This is a genomic window from Streptomyces sp. NPDC001796 (assembly GCF_042892355.1).
Classification (GTDB): domain Bacteria; phylum Actinomycetota; class Actinomycetes; order Streptomycetales; family Streptomycetaceae; genus Streptomyces.
Genome location: NZ_JBIAUC010000002.1, coordinates 360,030 through 378,468 on the forward strand (window position 1 = coordinate 360,030; position 18,439 = coordinate 378,468).

Annotated in this window: 14 protein-coding genes; 8 read left to right on the forward strand and 6 right to left on the reverse strand. The window is 69.4% G+C overall.

What is annotated here, in order from left to right:
• The 4 genes from ACFYZE_RS05150 to ACFYZE_RS05165 form a co-directional block, all read left to right on the forward strand.
• Window positions 1-983: VWA domain-containing protein (locus ACFYZE_RS05150; protein WP_388988783.1), on the forward strand; the 983-nt coding region annotated here is incomplete at its 5' end.
• 164 nt (window positions 984-1,147) lie between these two features.
• Window positions 1,148-2,863 (forward strand): methionine--tRNA ligase, encoded by a 1,716-nt coding sequence (metG, locus tag ACFYZE_RS05155; protein ID WP_388988786.1) that lies wholly within the window; start codon window positions 1,148-1,150, stop codon window positions 2,861-2,863.
• Window positions 2,864-3,020: 157 nt separating this feature from the next.
• Window positions 3,021-3,506 (forward strand): hypothetical protein, encoded by a 486-nt coding sequence (locus ACFYZE_RS05160; protein WP_388988790.1) that lies wholly within the window; start codon window positions 3,021-3,023, stop codon window positions 3,504-3,506.
• Between the two features lie 9 nt (window positions 3,507-3,515).
• On the forward strand, window positions 3,516-6,215 hold the full coding sequence (locus ACFYZE_RS05165) for an ATP-binding protein (RefSeq protein ID WP_388988793.1): 2,700 nt from the start codon (window positions 3,516-3,518) through the stop codon (window positions 6,213-6,215).
• Here ACFYZE_RS05165 and ACFYZE_RS05170 read toward each other — a convergent pair.
• Window positions 6,173-6,784 carry a hypothetical protein gene (locus tag ACFYZE_RS05170; protein WP_388988796.1) on the reverse strand — a complete coding sequence of 204 codons (612 nt, stop codon included), beginning with the start codon at window positions 6,782-6,784 and terminating at the stop codon, window positions 6,173-6,175. The two genes, ACFYZE_RS05165 and ACFYZE_RS05170, sit on opposite strands and share 43 nt — an antisense overlap.
• 41 nt (window positions 6,785-6,825) lie before the next feature.
• Between ACFYZE_RS05170 and ACFYZE_RS05175 the strand changes: the two genes are divergently transcribed.
• On the forward strand, window positions 6,826-7,074 hold the full coding sequence (locus tag ACFYZE_RS05175) for a hypothetical protein (RefSeq protein WP_388988799.1): 249 nt from the start codon (window positions 6,826-6,828) through the stop codon (window positions 7,072-7,074).
• Between the two features lie 6 nt (window positions 7,075-7,080).
• Here the strand turns inward: ACFYZE_RS05175 and ACFYZE_RS05180 are convergent, their stop codons facing one another.
• Both ACFYZE_RS05180 and aspS read right to left on the reverse strand, forming a co-directional pair.
• On the reverse strand, window positions 7,081-8,025 hold the full coding sequence (locus ACFYZE_RS05180) for a hypothetical protein (RefSeq protein ID WP_388988802.1): 945 nt from the start codon (window positions 8,023-8,025) through the stop codon (window positions 7,081-7,083).
• 166 nt (window positions 8,026-8,191) lie between these two features.
• Window positions 8,192-9,955, reverse strand: coding sequence for an aspartate--tRNA ligase (aspS, locus tag ACFYZE_RS05185; RefSeq protein ID WP_388988805.1), 1,764 nt, complete (start codon window positions 9,953-9,955; stop codon window positions 8,192-8,194).
• A gap of 219 nt (window positions 9,956-10,174) precedes the next feature.
• Between aspS and ACFYZE_RS05190 the strand changes: the two genes are divergently transcribed.
• On the forward strand, window positions 10,175-12,322 hold the full coding sequence (locus tag ACFYZE_RS05190) for a SpoIIE family protein phosphatase (RefSeq protein WP_388988808.1): 2,148 nt from the start codon (window positions 10,175-10,177) through the stop codon (window positions 12,320-12,322).
• A gap of 4 nt (window positions 12,323-12,326) precedes the next feature.
• Here the strand turns inward: ACFYZE_RS05190 and ACFYZE_RS05195 are convergent, their stop codons facing one another.
• The 3 genes from ACFYZE_RS05195 to ACFYZE_RS05205 all read right to left on the reverse strand — a co-directional run bounded on the left by ACFYZE_RS05195 (window position 12,327) and on the right by ACFYZE_RS05205 (window position 15,089).
• Complete coding sequence (locus ACFYZE_RS05195; protein WP_388988811.1) at window positions 12,327-13,382, reverse strand: AI-2E family transporter; 1,056 nt, start codon at window positions 13,380-13,382, stop codon at window positions 12,327-12,329.
• 80 nt (window positions 13,383-13,462) lie between these two features.
• A complete protein-coding gene (locus ACFYZE_RS05200; protein ID WP_388988814.1) occupies window positions 13,463-14,443 on the reverse strand; it encodes a pirin family protein in 981 nt (326 codons plus the stop codon).
• Window positions 14,444-14,603: 160 nt separating this feature from the next.
• Window positions 14,604-15,089 carry an SseB family protein gene (locus tag ACFYZE_RS05205; RefSeq protein ID WP_103839423.1) on the reverse strand — a complete coding sequence of 162 codons (486 nt, stop codon included), beginning with the start codon at window positions 15,087-15,089 and terminating at the stop codon, window positions 14,604-14,606.
• Between the two features lie 143 nt (window positions 15,090-15,232).
• Here ACFYZE_RS05205 and ACFYZE_RS05210 point away from each other — a divergent pair, with 143 nt between their 5' ends.
• Window positions 15,233-17,059, forward strand: coding sequence for an acyl-CoA dehydrogenase (locus tag ACFYZE_RS05210; RefSeq protein ID WP_388989527.1), 1,827 nt, complete (start codon window positions 15,233-15,235; stop codon window positions 17,057-17,059).
• Between the two features lie 79 nt (window positions 17,060-17,138).
• Complete coding sequence (locus tag ACFYZE_RS05215; protein WP_388988817.1) at window positions 17,139-18,437, forward strand: M18 family aminopeptidase; 1,299 nt, start codon at window positions 17,139-17,141, stop codon at window positions 18,435-18,437.
• Window positions 18,438-18,439 lie beyond the last annotated feature (2 nt).

The window sequence follows — 18,439 nt, forward strand, 5'->3', positions numbered from 1 at the left end:
CCGTGGCCAAGGAAGAGCCCACCGCCGAGGTGACGCCAGAGCCGGAGCCGGCGGCCGAGGCACCCGAGCCGGCCGCCGCCGAGCAGCCCGCGACCGTCCCCGCCGACGCCCCGGCAGCCGCCGACGGCGAGGAGGCCCCACAGGAGTCACCCGCACCTGACACCACCACCCGCACGGGTGGTGCGGGTGGGAACACCCCCGCCGAAGGCGAAGCCGAGGCGGAAGCGCACGCCGAGACGGAGTCCACCGCCGAGACGGAAGCGCACGCCGAGACGGAGTCCACCGCCGAGGCGGAAGCGCAGCCCGAGACCGCCCCCACCCCCGCCATCCCCCCCACCCGCCTGAAGACCCGCGCCCCCGGCCTCCTCACCGCCTACAAGGCCGCCGCCGCCGTCCTCGACGACCGCCACCTCACCGGCACCCGGGCCAAGGTCTACCTCGTGCTCGACCGCTCCGCGTCGATGCGCCCGTACTACAAGGACGGCTCCGCCCAGGCCCTCGGCGAGCAGGCCCTCGCCCTCGCCGCCCACCTCGACCCGGAGGCCACGGTCCCCGTCGTCTTCTTCTCCACCGAACTGGACGGCACCGGCGAGCTCACCCTCGACGACCACGAGAACAAGATCGACACCCTCCACGCGTCCCTCGGCCGTATGGGCCGCACCAGCTACCACGCGGCCGTGGAAGCGGTGATCGCCCACCACGACAAGTCCGAGAACCCGGCCCTCCCCGCCCTGGTGATCTTCCAGACGGACGGCGCCCCGGACGCGAAGACCCCCGCCACCCAGTCCCTCACCGAGGCCGCGAAGAGCCACCCCCAGCTCTTCTTCTCCTTCATCGCCTTCGGCGACCCGGAGAACAAGGCCTTCGACTACCTCCGCAAGCTCAAGACGGACAACACGTCCCACTTCCTGGCGGGCGAGACCCCCCGCGAGCTCACGGACGCCGAGGTCTACGAAGGCGTACTGGCGAACTGGCGCCCGTAGACCTCCGCGGACACCCCCTCGGACGCCGCCCGCTTCTCACCCGCCAAAACGGGAAGTGGGCGGCGTACCCGTGTCGGCTACGATTTCAAGGTTCGTAGACGATGCACAGCCGGGCCGAGAACCGGCCGTCGTCACCCCACGTATCGACCTGGGAGCAGCCCGCGATGGCTCGACACCTCATCACCAGCGCCCTTCCGTACATCAACGGGATCAAGCACCTGGGCAACATGGTGGGGTCCATGCTCCCGGCGGACGTGTACTCCCGGTACCTGCGCCAGCGCGGCCACGAGGTCCTCTACATCTGCGCGACGGACGAGCACGGCACCCCGGCCGAGCTGGCCGCCAAGGAGCAGGGTCTCCCCGTGGACGAGTTCTGCGCCCAGGCGCACGACGCCCAGAAGGCGGTCTACGACGGCTTCAACCTGGCGTTCGACTACTTCGGCCGCAGCTCCTCCCCGCAGAACCGAGAGATCACCCAGGAGATCGCCCGCGAGCTGAAGGCGAACGGCTTCATCGAGGAGCGGGCCATCCGCCAGGTGTACTCGAACGCCGACGGCCGCTTCCTGCCGGACCGGTACATCATCGGCACCTGTCCGCACTGCGGCTACGACAAGGCCCGCGGCGACCAGTGCGAGAACTGCACCCGTGTGCTGGACCCGACCGACCTGATCGACCCGCGCTCGGCGATCAGCGGCAGCAGCGACCTGGAGGTCCGCGAGACCAAGCACCTCTTCCTCCTGCAGTCGGCCCTGGCCGGCGAGGTCGAGGCCTGGGTCGACGAGCGCGCCGACAACTGGCCGGTCCTCGCCTCCTCCATCGCCCGCAAGTGGCTCACCGAGGGCCTGCACGACCGTGCGATCACCCGTGACCTCGACTGGGGCGTCCCGGTCCCGGCGGACACCTGGCCGGACCTGGCCGCCGAGGGCAAGGTCTTCTACGTCTGGTTCGACGCCCCGATCGAGTACATCGGCGCCACCAAGGAGTGGGCCGACCAGGACCCGGAGAACCGCGACTGGCGCTCCTGGTGGTGGGAGTCGGACGCGGACGTCCACTACACCCAGTTCATGGGCAAGGACAACGTGCCCTTCCACAGCGTGATGTTCCCGGCGACCCTGCTGGGCACCCGCGCGCCGTGGAAGAAGGTCGACGTGATCAAGGCCTTCAACTGGCTCAACTACTACGGCGGCAAGTTCTCCACCTCCCAGAAGCGCGGCGTCTTCACGCACGACGCGCTGGAGATCCTGCCCGCCGACTACTGGCGCTACTTCATGATGGCGAACGCGCCCGAGTCGGACGACTCCTCCTTCACCTGGGAGCACTTCACGGCCACGGTGAACAAGGACCTCGCCGACACGCTGGGCAACTTCGTCAACCGCGTGCTCTCCTTCTCCCGCAAGCGCTTCGGGGACTCCGTCCCCGAGGGCGGCGCGCCGGGTGAGGCCGAGGCGCGGCTCGGCGAGGAGATCGCCCGCCTGCTCGCGGAGTACGAGGAGCAGATGGAGGCCATCCAGTTCCGCAAGGCGGCGGCGGCGCTGCGCGCCCTGTGGTCGGCCGGCAACTCGTACCTCGAGGAGAAGGCCCCCTGGCTGGAGATCAAGACCAACAAGGAGGGCGCGGCCCTCACCCTGCGCACGGCGATGAACCTGATCCACCTGTACGCGGTGGTCTCGGAGCCGTTCATCCCGACGTCCTCGGCGGCCATGCGCGCGGCCTTCGACCTGAAGGACGACACGGCGGCCTGGGTCACGCAGGAGGAGGCCAGGTCCCTCACCGCCGTCACCCCGGGCACGCCCTTCACGGTCCCGCCGGTGTTGTTCGCGAAGCTGACGGACGAGGACCTGGCCGCGTACAAGGAGCGCTTCGGCGGCGAGTCGGAGTAGTACCTGACTGCCCGCGGCCCGGATCGGAACGAGACCGACTCCGGGCCGCGCTGGTAAGCCGACAGCCCACTGGTCTCTCCCGTGGGCGTCGGGAACACTGGATCCAGGAGCGGACCTTGGTTACGTTCGCTCCCAACGGGTCGATCGGGTGGGGGAGATGTCAGAGTCGGGGGAGGCCGGGCCGGAAGCGGTAGCCGTCCGCAACGAGTTCGCGCTGGAGCGCTATCGGTACGTCCTGCAGCAGATCCATGCCGTGAACGAGAACGCCCACCGCTTTCTCGCCATTTACCAGACGCTCGCTACCGCACTGGTCAGTGCGGCCCTCGCTCTGTTCGTCGGGTACCGCAAGTGGGGGCTGGCTCCGGCCACCGCCCGGGGCGGATTGGTCGGGCTGTTGACCCTCACCTCGGTGGTCGCCGCCTTCACCGGCACGCTGATCGTGGTGGGGGCTCTGGCTTGGCTCGACTACCGCAACGAGGAGTGCGACATCACCGATACGGTCGTCGGACCGGGGTTCCGCAAGCGCCCGCGCCCAGGCAACTTCTTGCGCTGGTACGAGACTTACGTGCTGCTCTTCATCGTCGTATCGGTGATCACCATGTGGGTGCTCGCCGCGCTCTTCCTCCTGCCCGCGATGAGGTGATCTTCCCCGGTGCCCGAGCACGACTACACGAGCACGTCTCTCTGGCAGAGCACCCTTGCCGCACGCTCGGGCCCCGACGCCCATGCCGAAAAGCGGGAACGGCTGCGCACGTCGTACCTGGAACTGCGGAAGAAAGCGGCCGTGCTCCTGGAGGAGAACGCCCGCAGCATGCCCGACTTCACCGTGCACGACATCAGTCACGTGGACGCGCTGTGGGAGATGGCCGATCTTGTCTGCGGCACCGAGGTCACCCTGAATCCTGCTGAGGCATACGTACTGGGATGCGCCTTCGTGCTGCACGATGCCGCGATGGGGGGAGCCGCGTACGGGACGAGCGTGTCCGAGACGCTGGGTGAGGACCGGTGGCGCGATCTGGTGTCGGTGGCCTACTACCACCGCGAGGGATGCTGGCCGGATCAGGAGGAGTTGGACGCGCCGCCCACCGAGATCACGGATCTCTGCCGCGCGACCGCGATCAGGGAAACCCACGCGGAGCAGGCCAAGCGCCTGGTGGATCAGCCGTGGCGGTCCAGTACCGGCAATGAGATCTTCCTCATCGAGGGGTTCCAGTTGCGGGAGGTGTACGGTCCGCTGATCGGCGACCTGGCGGCCAGCCACTGGTGGCCCGTGGACCGGCTCGCCGAGGAGTTCCGCCATCCGAGTGGCTCACTGCCCTGGCAGCCCAGCGAGTGGATCATCGAACCGCTCAAACTGGCCTGTATCCTTCGGCTCGCCGACGCGACCCAGATCGACAGCCGCCGTGCTCCCAGCTTTCTGTTCTCCCTGCGCAGACCGCAGGGCGTCTCCCGCGAGCACTGGCGGTTCCAGGAACACATCAGCCGTCCCTACCTCAAAGGCGACCGGGTCACATACAACTCGCTGCGGCCCTTCCGCCCGCAGGACGCCACCGCGTGGTGGCTGGCCCTGGAGTACCTGCGCGGTATCGATCAGGAGTTGAAAGCGGTCGATGCCCTCCTGCACGACCTCGGCCGGAGCCGACTGGCGGCACGAGCGATCGCCGGCGTCGACTCCCCGGAGCGGTTCGCGGAACTCTTCCGCGTACAGGACTGGCGCCCCATCGACGCGACCATCAAGATCTCCGACATCCCCGCCCTGGTCAGGAGCCTCGGCGGGGAGCAACTGTACGGAAAGGAGCCCGAGGTCGCGGTACGGGAGCTGATCCAGAACGCCCAGGACGCCGTCATCGCCCGCCAGGCACTGCAGCCCGACTTCACGGCCGGGCGCGTGGAGATCCGTCTGACAGAGACGGACGGTTCGTGGTGCCTGGAGGTCCGCGACAACGGCATCGGTATGGATGAGGAGACCCTGATCCATGGCCTGCTCGACTTCGGCAGCAGCGGGTGGAGCTCCCCTGGCGTGCGCAACCGGCTTCCGGGACTCGCCAGCGCGGGATTCCAGCCCAGCGGCCGGTTCGGCATCGGCTTCTTCTCCGTCTTCCTGCTCGGCGACCGGGTGGAGCTGATCACCCGCCGTTACGACGCCTCCCGCACGGACGCCCGCCGCCTCGCCTTCGACGGGCCCTCCAGCCGCCCTCTGCTCACGCCCCTGGCCGTGCAGGGCTGGGTACCGGAGGGCACGACCGTACGCGTCAATCTCCGCAAGAGCCCCAACGACGTCGAGGGCTTGTTCTACGAGTCCGGTGACGAAAGGCTCGCCCATCTGGTCCGGCGGCTGGTCCTGGAAAACGCCGTGCCTGTCCTCACATGGGAGCCGGGCATGGCCGAACCCGAGGTCCTCACCCCGTTCACGCTGGCCACCGGGTCACCGGACGAGGTCTTCGACCGCCTCTACCCGCCCAAGACCGACAGTTGGCGGATCGGAGAGGAGAAACAGCGCCTCCAGATGCGCGACGACTTCGTCGGACGGGCCACCGAACTTCTCGACGACAAAGGACGGCGCATCGGACTGGCGACGCTCTGGAACGACATGAACTTCCAGGGTCCACGCAGCTTCTTCGGAATCGTCACGGTCAACGGCTTTCTCGCCGACGCGTCGGTGTCCTTCGCGGGCTACCTCGCCGGACAGCCCAGCCGCGCCTCACGCGACAGGGCCGCACTGATCGCCACGCAGGACCAGGTACGGAACTGGATGCGCACCCAGGAACGACAGCTCCGCGACACTGGGGACTTCGAGGACACCGTCCAGCTGGAGCTGGCCCACACCTTGCACATGGCCTTCAACGACCTGCCGGACGACATGGCCTTCGCCCTGACGGCGCAGGGCGTGCTGCGCCCGGCCGACGTGGCCGGCTGGGCCGCGGCGCGAAGCGAGGTCTTCGTGGCCTCCGGGCTGCCCATCACCTGGCGGAGCCGCCCTCCGGAGGTTTACCACTATCTGTCCGGTCAGCGAGTGCAGCTGCCCGACAACTGGGTCCACATCTGCCAGCGGATTGTCACCGCGCCCCTGTCGGACGTCTTTTCGGATGTGGCGAACCGTGATGCCGCATACGAGTTCGCCCGCGACCACACCACGCCGACGTGGCAGAAGGACTGGTGGCGCATGTCGGGTGGCCTGTACGGGCTTTTCATGCGGGCCCTGTGCCAAGCCTGGTCGTGCACCATCGAGTCCCTGCTCGCACCGGTCGCGCAACGCAACTGGTCGGACACCCTGCACCTGAACGACGAGAGCCTCGGTCCCGTTGCCGGCTACCTTCTCCACCGGCCGTCGAGCGCAGCAGGAGACGGCTGACCGAGGCTCGGCGTCACATCGCCCTGGGAAAGAACCCCGGCACCGGTGGTGCCGGCCAGTTCCGCCGGCAGGTTCTTCGCGGACGTCTGAAAACCCGCGGTGAGCGTCGGCGTCCAGTTCACGGTCGTCTTGATCTTCTTCGTCGAGGCGGCGTTGTACGCGGCGACGAGGTCGGTCGCCGTCCCGTCGACCAGGTTGCCGCCGCCCACGACCGGACCCGTGCCGTCGCGGCTGAGCAGTTTGGCGATCTTCTGGCCGACGGGGACCTTCCAGTAGTTGTCCTCCGCGACTACCTGGGCCTTGGCGCGGGAGTTGATGCTGTACAGGGACGCGCGCGGCGTGGTGTCGGAGGCGGACCCGAGCGCCTTCACGAGCTGCGCCCGGGTACTGACGGTGAAGACGTGCGCGGAGTCGGCCTGCGCCCCACCGGTGGTACCGGAACCGGAGGCCGCCCAGCCGTCCTTGGCGGGCAGCGCCTGGTGCGCGAGGTCGACCCCACCGGCGTTCGCGCTCATCACCAGAGCGCCACCACCGAGCCCACCGGCCACGACGACGGCTACGGAGCCCATGACGATACGGCGGTTGCGCGGGGAACGACGGTGCGAGGGGAATGCCCGCCTGGGAGCCCTTCGGGAAGGCCATGGAGACGTGGCAGGAAACGGGCGGAGCCACCGTCGCCTGCCGGCACTGCCGTCGAGACGGGGACCTGACGCTGTGGGCTTGGGCGGACGACTACTACGCCTTCGGCTACTTGGGGTTCGAGTTCTGGGACTGGCCAGAGTTCAGTCCCGGCTTCCTCGACCGATTCGCACACGCCCTGGGAGACCACCGCGTGGTCGTGGTGGGCGGCAAGCTGTGAGGGACCTCAGTGAGGTCGTCGTTCGTCACTGAACAGCTCCACCGCGTCCGCCGCGTGAACCGCCCGCTGGGCCCAGACTTCCAGCTGCTGCAGATCCGTACAGCCCTGCACCCGCTCCCGCACGAAGTCCGGCACAGGGATGCCACGCCACTCCAGAATGCGCAGAGTCATCTCGGCGCGATCCTCCAACCGGCCCTGCTCACGGCCTTCCTCACGGCCTTCCTCGCGGCCTTCCTCGCGGCCTTCCTCACGGCCTTCCTCCCGCACCTGCTCCGCCAGCGGATGCCTCCAGAAGTACTGGACCGCAGCCATCAAGTCCCTCCAGATCTCCTTCGCCCGGGGGTCGTCCAGGCATGAGTCGACGAACTGCACGAAGGCCGCCGCGCTCTCGGCGTCGATGGTGCGCAGAGCGGCTACCAGGGATTCCAGTATGGCCGCGACCCTCGGGCCCTTGCCATGTGTCATCGCCGAGAGCACCGCGAGGGGCACATCCCGCTCGGCCTCCCGCGCGTCCGCGATCAACGGAACGTTGTCCGGGCCGAGTACCAACGGCCGTACTGTCATCGAAGGACGGCCAGGGAGACCGCGATGGATCGGCTCGGCCGCCCAGGCTGCCGTGACACTGTTCTGTGTGATGACGATCAGCACCGGCTCGCAGCCGTATTTTTCATATAAGTACGAGAGGTAGTACGGCCAGCTACCCCGCTTGGCCTCGTCCTTCCGCCCCTGCGACTCGACGACCAGGAGATACTCCCCCTGGTCCGTCTCCACACGCACCAGCGTGTCCACCCGGCGTTCGACCGGCTCGACTTCCGTCAGGTCCACGTTCATGGCCGCGAACTCGCGCGGCTCGGGGAACGGGACGTTCAGCACCTGCTGCAGGGCACGCGTCAGCAGCGCCGGGTCCTTCTGGAAGATCCGGTGCAGCGCCTCGTGCGACGAGCTGACCATCCGCTCTCCTTTCCGTACGACGTGATCAACGCCGTACGCCGCACCGAGGTCACGCGACACGCCCCTCACTGCAGACGCCCGGAGCCGGATGACGAACCGGCAGGGCCCCTGCCACACGAAAGTGGCCCGGAACCGTCCGCCGGTTCCGGGCCACCCCCTCGCCTCGCTACTTCGCCTGCGGCTTGCGCACCGAGATGTGCAGTTCCCTCAGCCGCGCCTCGTCCAGCTCCGTCGGCGCGCCCATCATCAGGTCCTGGGCGTTGCCGTTGAGCGGGAACGCGATCGTCTCGCGGATGTTCGGCTCGTCGGCCAGGAGCATCACGATGCGGTCGATGCCCGGGGCGATACCGCCGTGCGGCGGGGCGCCGAAACGGAACGCGCGGAGCATGCCGGCGAACTCGCGCTCGACCGTCTCCTCGTCGTAGCCCGCGATGCCGAAGGCCTTGAGCATGATGTCCGGCTCGTGGTTCCGGATCGCGCCCGAGGACAGCTCAACGCCGTTGCAGACGATGTCGTACTGCCAGGCCAGGATGTCCAGCGGGTCCTGGTTCTCGAGCGCCTCCATGCCGCCCTGCGGCATCGAGAACGGGTTGTGCGAGAAGTCGATCTTTCCGGTGTCCTCGTCCTTCTCGAACATCGGGAAGTCGACGATCCAGCAGAAGCGGAAGACGCCCTCCTCGAAGTGGCCGGCCCGCTTGGCCGCCTCCACCCGGACCGCGCCCATGATCTTCGAGACGTCGTCGAACTCGCCGGCGCCGAAGAACACCGCGTGGCCGGGGGCCAGGGACAGGCGCTTGGTCAGCTCCGCGACGTTCTCCTCGGTCAGGAACTTCGCGATCGGGCCGGACAGCGAGCCGTCCTCGCCGACCCGCACCCACGCCAGGCCCTTCGCGCCCTGCTCCACCGCGTACTCGCCGAGCTGGTCGAAGAACTTGCGGGGCTGCGCGGCCGTGTCCGGCACCGGCAGCGCGCGCACGTGCTTGCCCGCGAACGCCTTGAACTCCGAGCCCTCGAAGATGTCGGTGATGTCCACCAGCTCCAGCTGGGCACGCAGGTCCGGCTTGTCGGAGCCGTACTTCAGCATCGCCTCACGGAACGGGATCCGCGGGAACGGGGAGGTGACGTGCCGGCCGCCTCCGAACTCCTCGAAGATCTCCGTCATCAGCTTCTCGATCGGCTGGAAGACGTCCTCCTGCTCGACGAAGGACATCTCCACGTCGAGCTGGTAGAACTCGCCCGGCGAACGGTCCGCGCGCGCGTCCTCGTCACGGAAGCAGGGCGCGATCTGGAAGTAGCGGTCGAAGCCGGAGATCATCAGCAGCTGCTTGAACTGCTGCGGCGCCTGCGGCAGCGCGTAGAACTTGCCCGGGTTCAGGCGGGAGGGGACCACGAAGTCGCGGGCGCCCTCGGGGGACGTCGCCGTCAGGATCGGGGTCGCCATCTCGTTGAAGCCCATCGCCGCCATCTTGTGGCGGATCGCCGAGATCACGGCCGTGCGCAGCATGATGTTGCGGTGCATGCGCTCGCGGCGCAGGTCCAGGAAGCGGTACTCCAGGCGCCGCTCCTCGTTGACCCCGTCCTCGGTGTTGATCGTGAACGGGAGCGGGGCGGCCGCGCCCAGCACCTCGACCTCGCCGACCTCGATCTCGATCTCACCGGTGGGCAGATCCGGGTTCACGTTCTCCGCACCGCGGGAGACGACCTTGCCGTCGGCGCGGACGACCGTCTCCTTGGAGAGCTTGTCCAGGGCCTCGTACGACGCCGTGCCCGGGCGGGCGACGAGCTGCGTGATGCCGTAGTGGTCGCGCAGATCGATGAACAGGATGCCGCCCAGGTCGCGCCGATTGTGCAGCCAGCCGCTCAGCCGGACGTCCTTGCCGACGTCAGAGGCGCGGAGCTCGCCGCAGGTGTGGGACCTGTACCGGTGCATCGTCGTTCATCCAGTCTTCGCAGGATCGGGGTCTCACCGGGGCCGCTCGCCCCGGCGCCTCCGGGCGGGCACGGCCCGGACCCATCAAGCGTACCGGCCGCCCCAACATCGCCTCGCCCCGATTCTTCCGGTGCGCCGGAATCACCGCGTACCCGCTCAAGATCGGCTGTTGCTCACTTTCAGTGGCACCTGAGGATCCCCTCTTCTTACAGTGGGGCAATGCGCACTGGTGAGCCCCTGCCCGCCGTGGGGGACGTCCTGGCTGCCGTGGCGACCGGCATGTGGCGCTACGACGCCGCCGCGGGGCTCGTCACCCTGGATGCCGAGGCCGCGCGGCTCCTCGGGCTGCCCGCGGAGCCGACCACGCTCACCGAGGCCCAGATCCGCTCCCGGTTCCATCCGGTCGACTGGAACGAGGTCGACGGGGTGGTCCAGCTCGCCCTCGCCGAGGGCACCATCGCCGAGGTCCGGATGCGGATCATGGACGAGAACAACCGTGTCGTCCGTATCGTCCGCAGCCGCTCCAAGCCGTCGCTCGATGCGCGCACCGGCGAGTACAAGCTGGTCGGCACCCTCCAGGAGGTCACCGAGCCCGTCCCCGGCGCCACCACCCGGGCCCCCGTCATCGGCGACTGGCGCCGCTCCCGCGAGGCCTTCCTGCTGGACGCTGGGCGCGCGCTGGCCGAGGCACGGTCCACGGAGGAGGTGCTGCGGGTCGCGGCCGGGCTCTCGATGCCCGGGTTCTCACCGGACGGGCTGGCCGTCTTCGGGGTCGAGGCCGACCGGCTGACCGTCATCGGCCACCACGGGCACAAGCCGGGCGACGAGGCGCCCTTCACCCAGATGTCGCTGGACACGGACTACCCGGCCGCCGAGGTCGTCCGCACCGGCCGCGCCGTGTACATGTCCTCGCCCGAGGAGTACAAGGCCCGCTACCCGGCCTCCTGGCCGCTCGCCGCGCAGTTCAGCCGCCAGTCCTGGGCGTTCCTGCCGCTCACCGTCGCGGGACGCACGATGGGCGCCTGGATGGCGGCGTTCAAGCACCCGGTCGCCTTCACGCCCGACGAGCGTTCGGTGCTCACCACGGTCGCCCGCATGCTCGCCCAGGCCCTCACCCGGGCCGGCGCCGCCGAGACGGAGCGGGAGCTGACGGACGGGCTGCAGCGCTCGATGATGCCCACTCTGGGCCCGCAGATACCCGGCATGACGGTGGCCGCGCGCTACATACCGACCGGCGGCGGGCTCCAGGTCGGCGGCGACTGGTACGACATGATCCAGCTCCCGGGCGGCCGCTTCGCGCTGACCATCGGCGACGTCCAGGGCCACGACGTGCGCGCCGCGGGCCTGATGGGCCAGCTGCGGATAGCCCTGCGCGCATACGCCGCCGAGGGCCACCGCCCGGACGCGGTCCTCTCCCGCGCCTCCCGCTTCCTGCACGGGATGACCTACGGCGAGGACGGCGCCGACCTGCGCTTCGCGACCTGCCTCTATGTGGAGGTGGACCCGGCGAACGGGACGCTGGAGATCGCCCGCGCCGGCCACCCGGACCCCGCGATCCGCACGACCGACCGCACCGTGCTCATGCGGCCGACCTCCGGCGGCCTGCCGCTCGGCATCGACCCGGACGCGGACTACCCGACCACGCGGCTCGTCCTGGAACCCGGCGAGACCATGCTGCTCTGCACGGACGGCCTGATCGAGACCGGCGGGCACGACCTGGAGACCGGCTGGCGGCGGATCCGGCGCATCCTCGAGGAGCACGACGGTGACATGGAGGAACTGGCCGACGCGCTGGTCCAGGCCGTGCACGGACCCTCCTCGCACTACGCCACCGGGCCGCTGACCGACCGGCGCGAGGACGACATCGCCGTGGTGCTGCTGTGCCGTGCGGGCGGGGCGGGCACCTGTGGCGGCACGGTCACTCCGGTCCTGCCGGTCATCCGGCGCACCGCGCTGACGATCGCGCAGGCCGAGCCCGAGCGGATCGCGGGCGCCCGGCAGCAGCTGCGCGAACTGCTGCACGACTGGTCCTGTGCCGAGCAGGTCGACTCGGTGGTGCTCCTGGCCTCCGAGATGCTCACCAACGTCCTGGTGCACACGGACGCGGACGCGCTGCTGGTCGCCGAGGTCTCCGGCGACGTCGACGGCCTGGTCGGCCGGGCCGGACGCCGGGTCCGGGTGGAGGTCACGGACGCCAGCGACGACCTCCCGCACAGACGTCACCCCGGCGAGCTGGCCTCCTCGGGCCGCGGCCTGGTCCTCATGGAGCTCCTCGCGGACGCCTGGGGCGTCGATCCGCGGGGCGAGGGCAAGAGCATCTGGTTCGAGCTGGAGGAGGAGCCGGTGAAGGAGGGCGGGGAGGCGTAGGCCGCTACTGGTCCTGTGAGGGCTCGGCTTGCTGCCGGCCGTACCGCAGGCGCAGCTCGTGCGCCACGCCGGTCGCCGCCGCCGTCAGCGGTACGGCCAGCAGCATCCCCAGGATTCCGGCCACGGACGCCCCCGCCGTGATCGCCAGCAGCACCGCTGCCGGGTGCATCTGCACGGTCCGGCTCTGGATCAGCGGCTGCAGCACATGTCCCTCCAGCAGCTGCACCGCGAGGACCACCCCGAGCGTCCACAGCGCGATCACGAACCCGCGGTCCGCGAGGGCGACCAGGACGGCGACCGCGCCGGAGAGGAAGGCGCCGAGATAGGGCACGTACGCCCCGACGAAGACGAGCGCGCCGAGCCCGATCGCGCCGGGGACGCGCAGCACCAGCAGCCCCACGGTGATGCAGACCGCGTCGATGAGCGCGATGATCGTCGTCCCCCGCATGAACCCCTCGACGGCCTCGTAGGCGCGCCGCGCCACGGCTTCGACGGTGTCGGCGGTGCCGTGCGTGGCCATCGAGCGCAGCGTGTCGGCGGCCCGGTGGGAGTCGCGCAGGAAGAAGAAGACGAGCAGCAGGGCCAGGAGGCCCATGGCGAGGGTCTCGCTGACGACACTGACCCCGCTGATCACGTTGCGGGCGGCGGTCCCGCCGAACTTGGCGAGCAGTTCCCTGGAGTGGGAGGCAAGATCCTCGAGCGAGGTGCCGGCCGCGCCGAAGTGCCGCGCGAGTGACTTCCCGGCGCGTTCGAGGGCGGCGATGATCTGGTCGCCGGTGTCGACGAGCACGGAGGCGACGACGTACACCGCCCCGCCGACCACGGCCAGGACGGCGACGCACGTGATCCCGGCCGCGAGCGACCGGTGCACGCCCACCCGCACCAGCCATCGGTGCAGCGGCCCGAGCAGCGCGCTTCCGAGCAGCGCGAGGAGCACCGGCACGACGGCCGTACGGAACTGGCCGCACAACCGGATCACGATCCAGACGACCCCGGCGACCAGCAGGAACACCGCACACCAGGCGGCGAGCCGGCGGACGGGGTCGGGGAGCAGCTGCACCCTTCCAGGTGATCACGCCGAGGGCGGGCTGTCCTGTACGGACAGCCCGCCCGGGTGACGCGGCGTCAGGCGTCGATCGTTCAGGAACCCTGCGGTCCGCTCTCCGTCATCCCGTGCACCGTCGGGATGGTTCCGAGGCGCCCCTTCTGGAAGTCCTCGAACGCCTGCTGGAGCTCCTCGCGGGTGTTCATCACGAACGGGCCGTAGTGCGCCATCGGCTCACGGATCGGCTGCCCGCCGAGCAGGACGACCTCCAGGTCCGGGGTGTGGGAGTCCTGCTTCTCGTCCGCGCGGACGGTGATCGAGGAGCCCGCGCCGAACACGGCGGTCTGACCGAGGCGGATCGGCCGCCGCTCCGCTCCCACGCTGCCGCGGCCGGCCAGCACGTAGGCGAGGCCGTTGAAGTCCTCGCGCCACGGGAGGGTGACCTCCGCGCCGGGCGCCACGGTGGCGTGGATCAGGGTGATCGGGGTGTGCGTGACACCGGGACCCTGGTGGCCGTCGAGCTCACCGGCGATGACACGGATCAGCGCGCCGCCGTCGGGGGTGGTCAGCAGCTGGACCTGGCCGCCGCGGATGTCCTGGTAGCGGGGGGCCATCATCTTGTCCCTGGCGGGCAGGTTGACCCACAGCTGGATGCCGTGGAACAGGCCGCCGGAGACGACGAGGGACTCCGGCGGGGCCTCGATGTGCAGCAGGCCGGAGCCGGCGGTCATCCACTGGGTGTCGCCGTTGGTGATGGTGCCGCCACCGCCGTGCGAGTCCTGGTGGTCGAAGACGCCGTCGATGATGTAGGTCACGGTCTCGAAGCCGCGGTGCGGGTGCCAGGGGGTGCCCTTGGGCTCACCGGGCGCGTACTCCACCTCGCCCATCTGGTCCATCATGATGAACGGGTCGAGGTGGCGGTAGTGGATCCCGGCGAAGGCGCGACGGACCGGGAAGCCCTCGCCCTCGAAGCCGCTGGGCGCGGTCGTGACACCGAGCACGGGACGGGCCACCGCGTCGGCGGGTGCGACCACACGGGGAAGGGTCAGCGGGTTCTCGACGGTCACTGCGGGCATGTCGGTACCTCCTTGTGGTCCGAGTTTAGTTGACCGTTGAACTTTCTGCCACCCCAAACACAGAAAGCCCGGAGGGCATTCCCTCCGGGCTCCGGATGCGCCCCGCCAGGGGCGCGAGAGTGGTCAGGACGGCACCTGGCCGTCCGCGCAGCAGGGGCGTCTAGCCATACATCCGACGCATGGCGAATTCGACCATCTGCTCGACAGCCTTCGCATCGAACACCATCCGATGCTCGCCCTCCATGTCCAGGACGAAGCCGTAGCCGGTCGGCAGCAGGTCGATCACCTCCGCCCCGGTGATCACGAAGTACTTCGACTCCTTGCCCGCGTACCGCCGCAGCTCCTTGAGCGAGGTGAACATCGGGATCACCGGCTGCTGGGTGTTGTGCAGCGCCAGGAAGCCGGGGTTGTCGCCGCGCGGGCAGTACACCTTGGACGTGGCGAAGATCTGCTGGAAGTCCTCCGCGGACATCGACCCGGTGGTGAACGCACGGACCGCGTCCGCGAGCGACGGCGGTGACGGCTCGGGGTACAGCGGCGGCTGCTGGCCGTACCCGCCGGGCATCTGCCCACCCGGCATCTGCTGCCCGGGCATCTGCTCCGAGGCGTAACTCTGCTGAGCGCCCGCGTTCTGGTAGCCGTACATGCCCCAAAGAGTAGTGGGCCACATCTGGGCCATGAGGGGTTGCTTCTTATTACCGACGGGTAGCATCATCGGAGCTACTTGTTGGTAGATGAACCAGTTGCGAGGAGACAGTGCCTCGCCGATCCCTCTACGGAGCCGTCGCCATGGGGCACTACAAGTCGAATCTCCGCGACATCGAGTTCAACCTCTTCGAGGTGCTCGGGCGCGACAAGCTGTACGGCACCGGCCCGTTCGCGGAGATGGACACCGAGACCGCCAAGAGCATCCTCGAGGAGCTCACCCGCCTTTCGGAGAACGAGCTGGCGGAGTCCTTCGCGGACGCCGACCGCAACCCGCCCGTCTTCGACCCGGAGACCAACACCGCCCCGGTACCGGCGTCCTTCAAGAAGAGCTACGAAGCCTTCATGGACTCCGAGTACTGGCGCCTCGGCCTGCCGGAGGAGATCGGCGGCACCACCGCCCCGCCGTCCCTGATCTGGGCCTACGCGGAGCTGATCCTCGGCTCGAACCCGGCGATCTGGATGTACTCGTCCGGCCCGGCGTTCGCGCGCATCCTCTTCGAGGAGGGCACCGAGGCCCAGAAGGAGATCGCGAAGATAGCCGTCGAGAAGCGCTGGGGCTCCACCATGGTGCTCACCGAGCCGGACGCCGGCTCGGACGTGGGCGCCGGGCGCACCAAGGCCGTCCAGCAGGAGGACGGCTCCTGGCACATCGAGGGCGTGAAGCGCTTCATCACCTCCGGTGAGCACGACATGGAGGAGAACATCCTCCACTACGTCCTCGCCCGTCCCGAGGGCGCCGGCCCCGGCACCAAGGGCCTGTCCCTGTTCCTCGTCCCGAAGTACCTGTTCGACTTCGAGACCGGCGAGCTGGGCGAGCGCAACGGCGTGTACGCCACGAACGTCGAGCACAAGATGGGCCTGAAGGCCTCCAACACCTGCGAGATGACCTTCGGCGACAAGCACCCCGCCAAGGGCTGGCTGATCGGCGACAAGCACGACGGCATCCGCCAGATGTTCCGCATCATCGAGTTCGCCCGCATGATGGTCGGCACGAAGGCGATCTCCACGCTGTCCACCGGCTACCTGAACGCGCTGGAGTACGCCAAGGAGCGCGTCCAGGGTCCGGACCTCGCGAACTTCATGGACAAGACGGCGCCCAAGGTCACCATCACCCACCACCCGGACGTGCGCCGTTCGCTGATGACGCAGAAGGCGTACGCGGAGGGCATGCGGGCGCTGGTGATGTACACCGCCTCCGTCCAGGACGCGATCGCGGTCAAGGAGGCGAACGGCGAGGACGCGTCGGCGGAGCACGCGCTGAACGACCTGCTCCTGCCGATCGTCAAGGGCTACGGCTCCGAGAAGGGCTACGAGCAGCTCGCCCAGTCGCTGCAGACCTTCGGCGGCTCCGGCTTCCTGCAGGAGTACCCGATCGAGCAGTACATCCGCGACGCCAAGATCGACACCCTGTACGAGGGCACCACCGCGATCCAGGGCCAGGACTTCTTCTTCCGGAAGATCGTCCGCAACCAGGGCGCCGCGCTGAACTCCCTCGCCGAGGAGATCAAGAAGTTCCTGGCGGTGGGCGAGGGCGGCGAGGAGCTGGCCGGGGCCCGCGACCACCTCGCGAAGGCGGCCGTGGAGCTCGAGGCCATCGTCGGCCTGATGCTGACCGACCTCGCGGCCACCGAGCAGGACGTCAAGAACATCTACAAGGTGGGCCTGAACACCACCCGCCTGCTGATGGCCTCCGGTGACGTCGTCGTCGGCTACCTGCTGCTGAAGGGCGCCGCGGTCGCCGCCGAGAAGCTGCCGAGCGCGTCGAACAAGGACAAGGCGTTCTACCAGGGCAAGATCGCGGCGGCGAAGTTCTTCGCGGCCAACGTCCTGCCGGGCGTGACCCTGGCCCGCAAGGTCGCCGAGGCCGTGGACCTGGACATCATGGAGCTGGACGAGGCCGCGTTCTAGGACCGCCTCCACATACCCCTTACGAGGGCCCGTTCCCCATCGCCGGGAGCGGGCCCTCCTCCGTCGTTAAGGTGAACCCATGAGCACAAGTGCGCGCTTCGACCGCGGCCACACCGACGACCTCATGTCCTTCCTGGCGGCGAGCCCGTCGCCGTACCACGCCGTGGCAGGCGCCGCCGAACGGCTGGAGAAGGCCGGCTTCCGGCAGGTCTCGGAGACGGACGCCTGGGACGGCACGTCCGGCGGCCGGTACGTCCTGCGCGGCGGCGCGATCATCGCCTGGTACGTCCCGGAGGGCGCCGATCCGCACACACCGTTCCGGATCGTGGGCGCACACACCGACTCCCCCAACCTGCGGGTGAAGCCCCGGCCGGACAGCGGCGCGCACGGCTGGCGGCAGATCGCGGTGGAGATCTACGGCGGCCCCCTGCTCAACTCCTGGCTCGACCGCGACCTGGGGCTGGCCGGCCGGCTCTCCCTGCGCGACGGCTCGACGCGCCTGGTGAACATCGACAGACCGCTGCTGCGCGTACCGCAGCTGGCCATCCACCTGGACCGTTCGGTCTCCAGCGAGGGCCTGAAGCTGGACAAGCAGCGCCACCTCCAGCCCGTCTGGGGCCTGGGCGACGACGTGCGCGACGGCGACCTGATCGCATTCCTGGAGCAGGAGCTGGGGCTCGCCGCCGGTGAGGTGACCGGCTGGGACCTGATGACCCACTCGGTGGAGCCGCCGGCCTACCTGGGCCGCGACAAGGAACTGATGGCGGGGCCGCGCATGGACAACCTCCTGTCCGTGCACGCGGGCACCGCGGCGCTCACGGCCGTCGCCGGCTCCGACGCCGCCCTGTCGTACATCCCGGTGCTCGCGGCCTTCGACCACGAGGAGAACGGCTCGCAGTCGGACACCGGCGCCGACGGCCCGCTGCTCGGGTCGGTACTGGAACGCTCGGTGTTCGCCCGGGGCGGCTCCTACGAGGACCGGGCACGGGCCTTCGCCGGCACGGTCTGCCTGTCCTCCGACACCGGACACGCCGTCCACCCCAACTACGCGGAGCGGCACGACCCGACGCACCACCCGCGCGCGAACGGCGGGCCGATCCTCAAGGTGAACGTCAACAACCGCTACGCCACCGACGGTTCGGGGCGGGCGCTGTTCGCCGCGGCCTGCGAGAAGGCGGACGTTCCCTTCCAGACCTTCGTCTCGAACAACGCGATGCCCTGCGGCACCACCATCGGCCCCATCACCGCGGCCCGCCACGGCATCAGGACGGTGGACATCGGCGCGGCGATCCTGTCGATGCACAGCGTCCGCGAACTGTGCGGCGCGAAGGACCCGTACATCCTGGCCAACGCCCTGACGGCGTTTCTGGAGGGCTGACT

What these genes read in the sequence shown, in the direction of transcription:
- ACFYZE_RS05215 (WP_388988817.1), top strand. Translation starts at nt 17,139, where the DNA reads ATGAGCACAAGTGCGCGCTTCGACCGCGGCCACACCGACGACCTCATG.
- ACFYZE_RS05160 (WP_388988790.1), top strand. Translation starts at nt 3,021, where the DNA reads ATGTCAGAGTCGGGGGAGGCCGGGCCGGAAGCGGTAGCCGTCCGCAAC.
- ACFYZE_RS05175 (WP_388988799.1), top strand. Translation starts at nt 6,826, where the DNA reads ATGCCCGCCTGGGAGCCCTTCGGGAAGGCCATGGAGACGTGGCAGGAA.
- ACFYZE_RS05170 (WP_388988796.1), bottom strand. Translation starts at nt 6,784, where the DNA reads ATGGGCTCCGTAGCCGTCGTCGTGGCCGGTGGGCTCGGTGGTGGCGCT.
- ACFYZE_RS05210 (WP_388989527.1), top strand. Translation starts at nt 15,233, where the DNA reads ATGGGGCACTACAAGTCGAATCTCCGCGACATCGAGTTCAACCTCTTC.
- ACFYZE_RS05190 (WP_388988808.1), top strand. Translation starts at nt 10,175, where the DNA reads ATGCGCACTGGTGAGCCCCTGCCCGCCGTGGGGGACGTCCTGGCTGCC.
- ACFYZE_RS05205 (WP_103839423.1), bottom strand. Translation starts at nt 15,089, where the DNA reads ATGTACGGCTACCAGAACGCGGGCGCTCAGCAGAGTTACGCCTCGGAG.
- metG (WP_388988786.1), top strand. Translation starts at nt 1,148, where the DNA reads ATGGCTCGACACCTCATCACCAGCGCCCTTCCGTACATCAACGGGATC.
- aspS (WP_388988805.1), bottom strand. Translation starts at nt 9,955, where the DNA reads ATGCACCGGTACAGGTCCCACACCTGCGGCGAGCTCCGCGCCTCTGAC.
- ACFYZE_RS05200 (WP_388988814.1), bottom strand. Translation starts at nt 14,443, where the DNA reads ATGCCCGCAGTGACCGTCGAGAACCCGCTGACCCTTCCCCGTGTGGTC.
- ACFYZE_RS05180 (WP_388988802.1), bottom strand. Translation starts at nt 8,025, where the DNA reads ATGGTCAGCTCGTCGCACGAGGCGCTGCACCGGATCTTCCAGAAGGAC.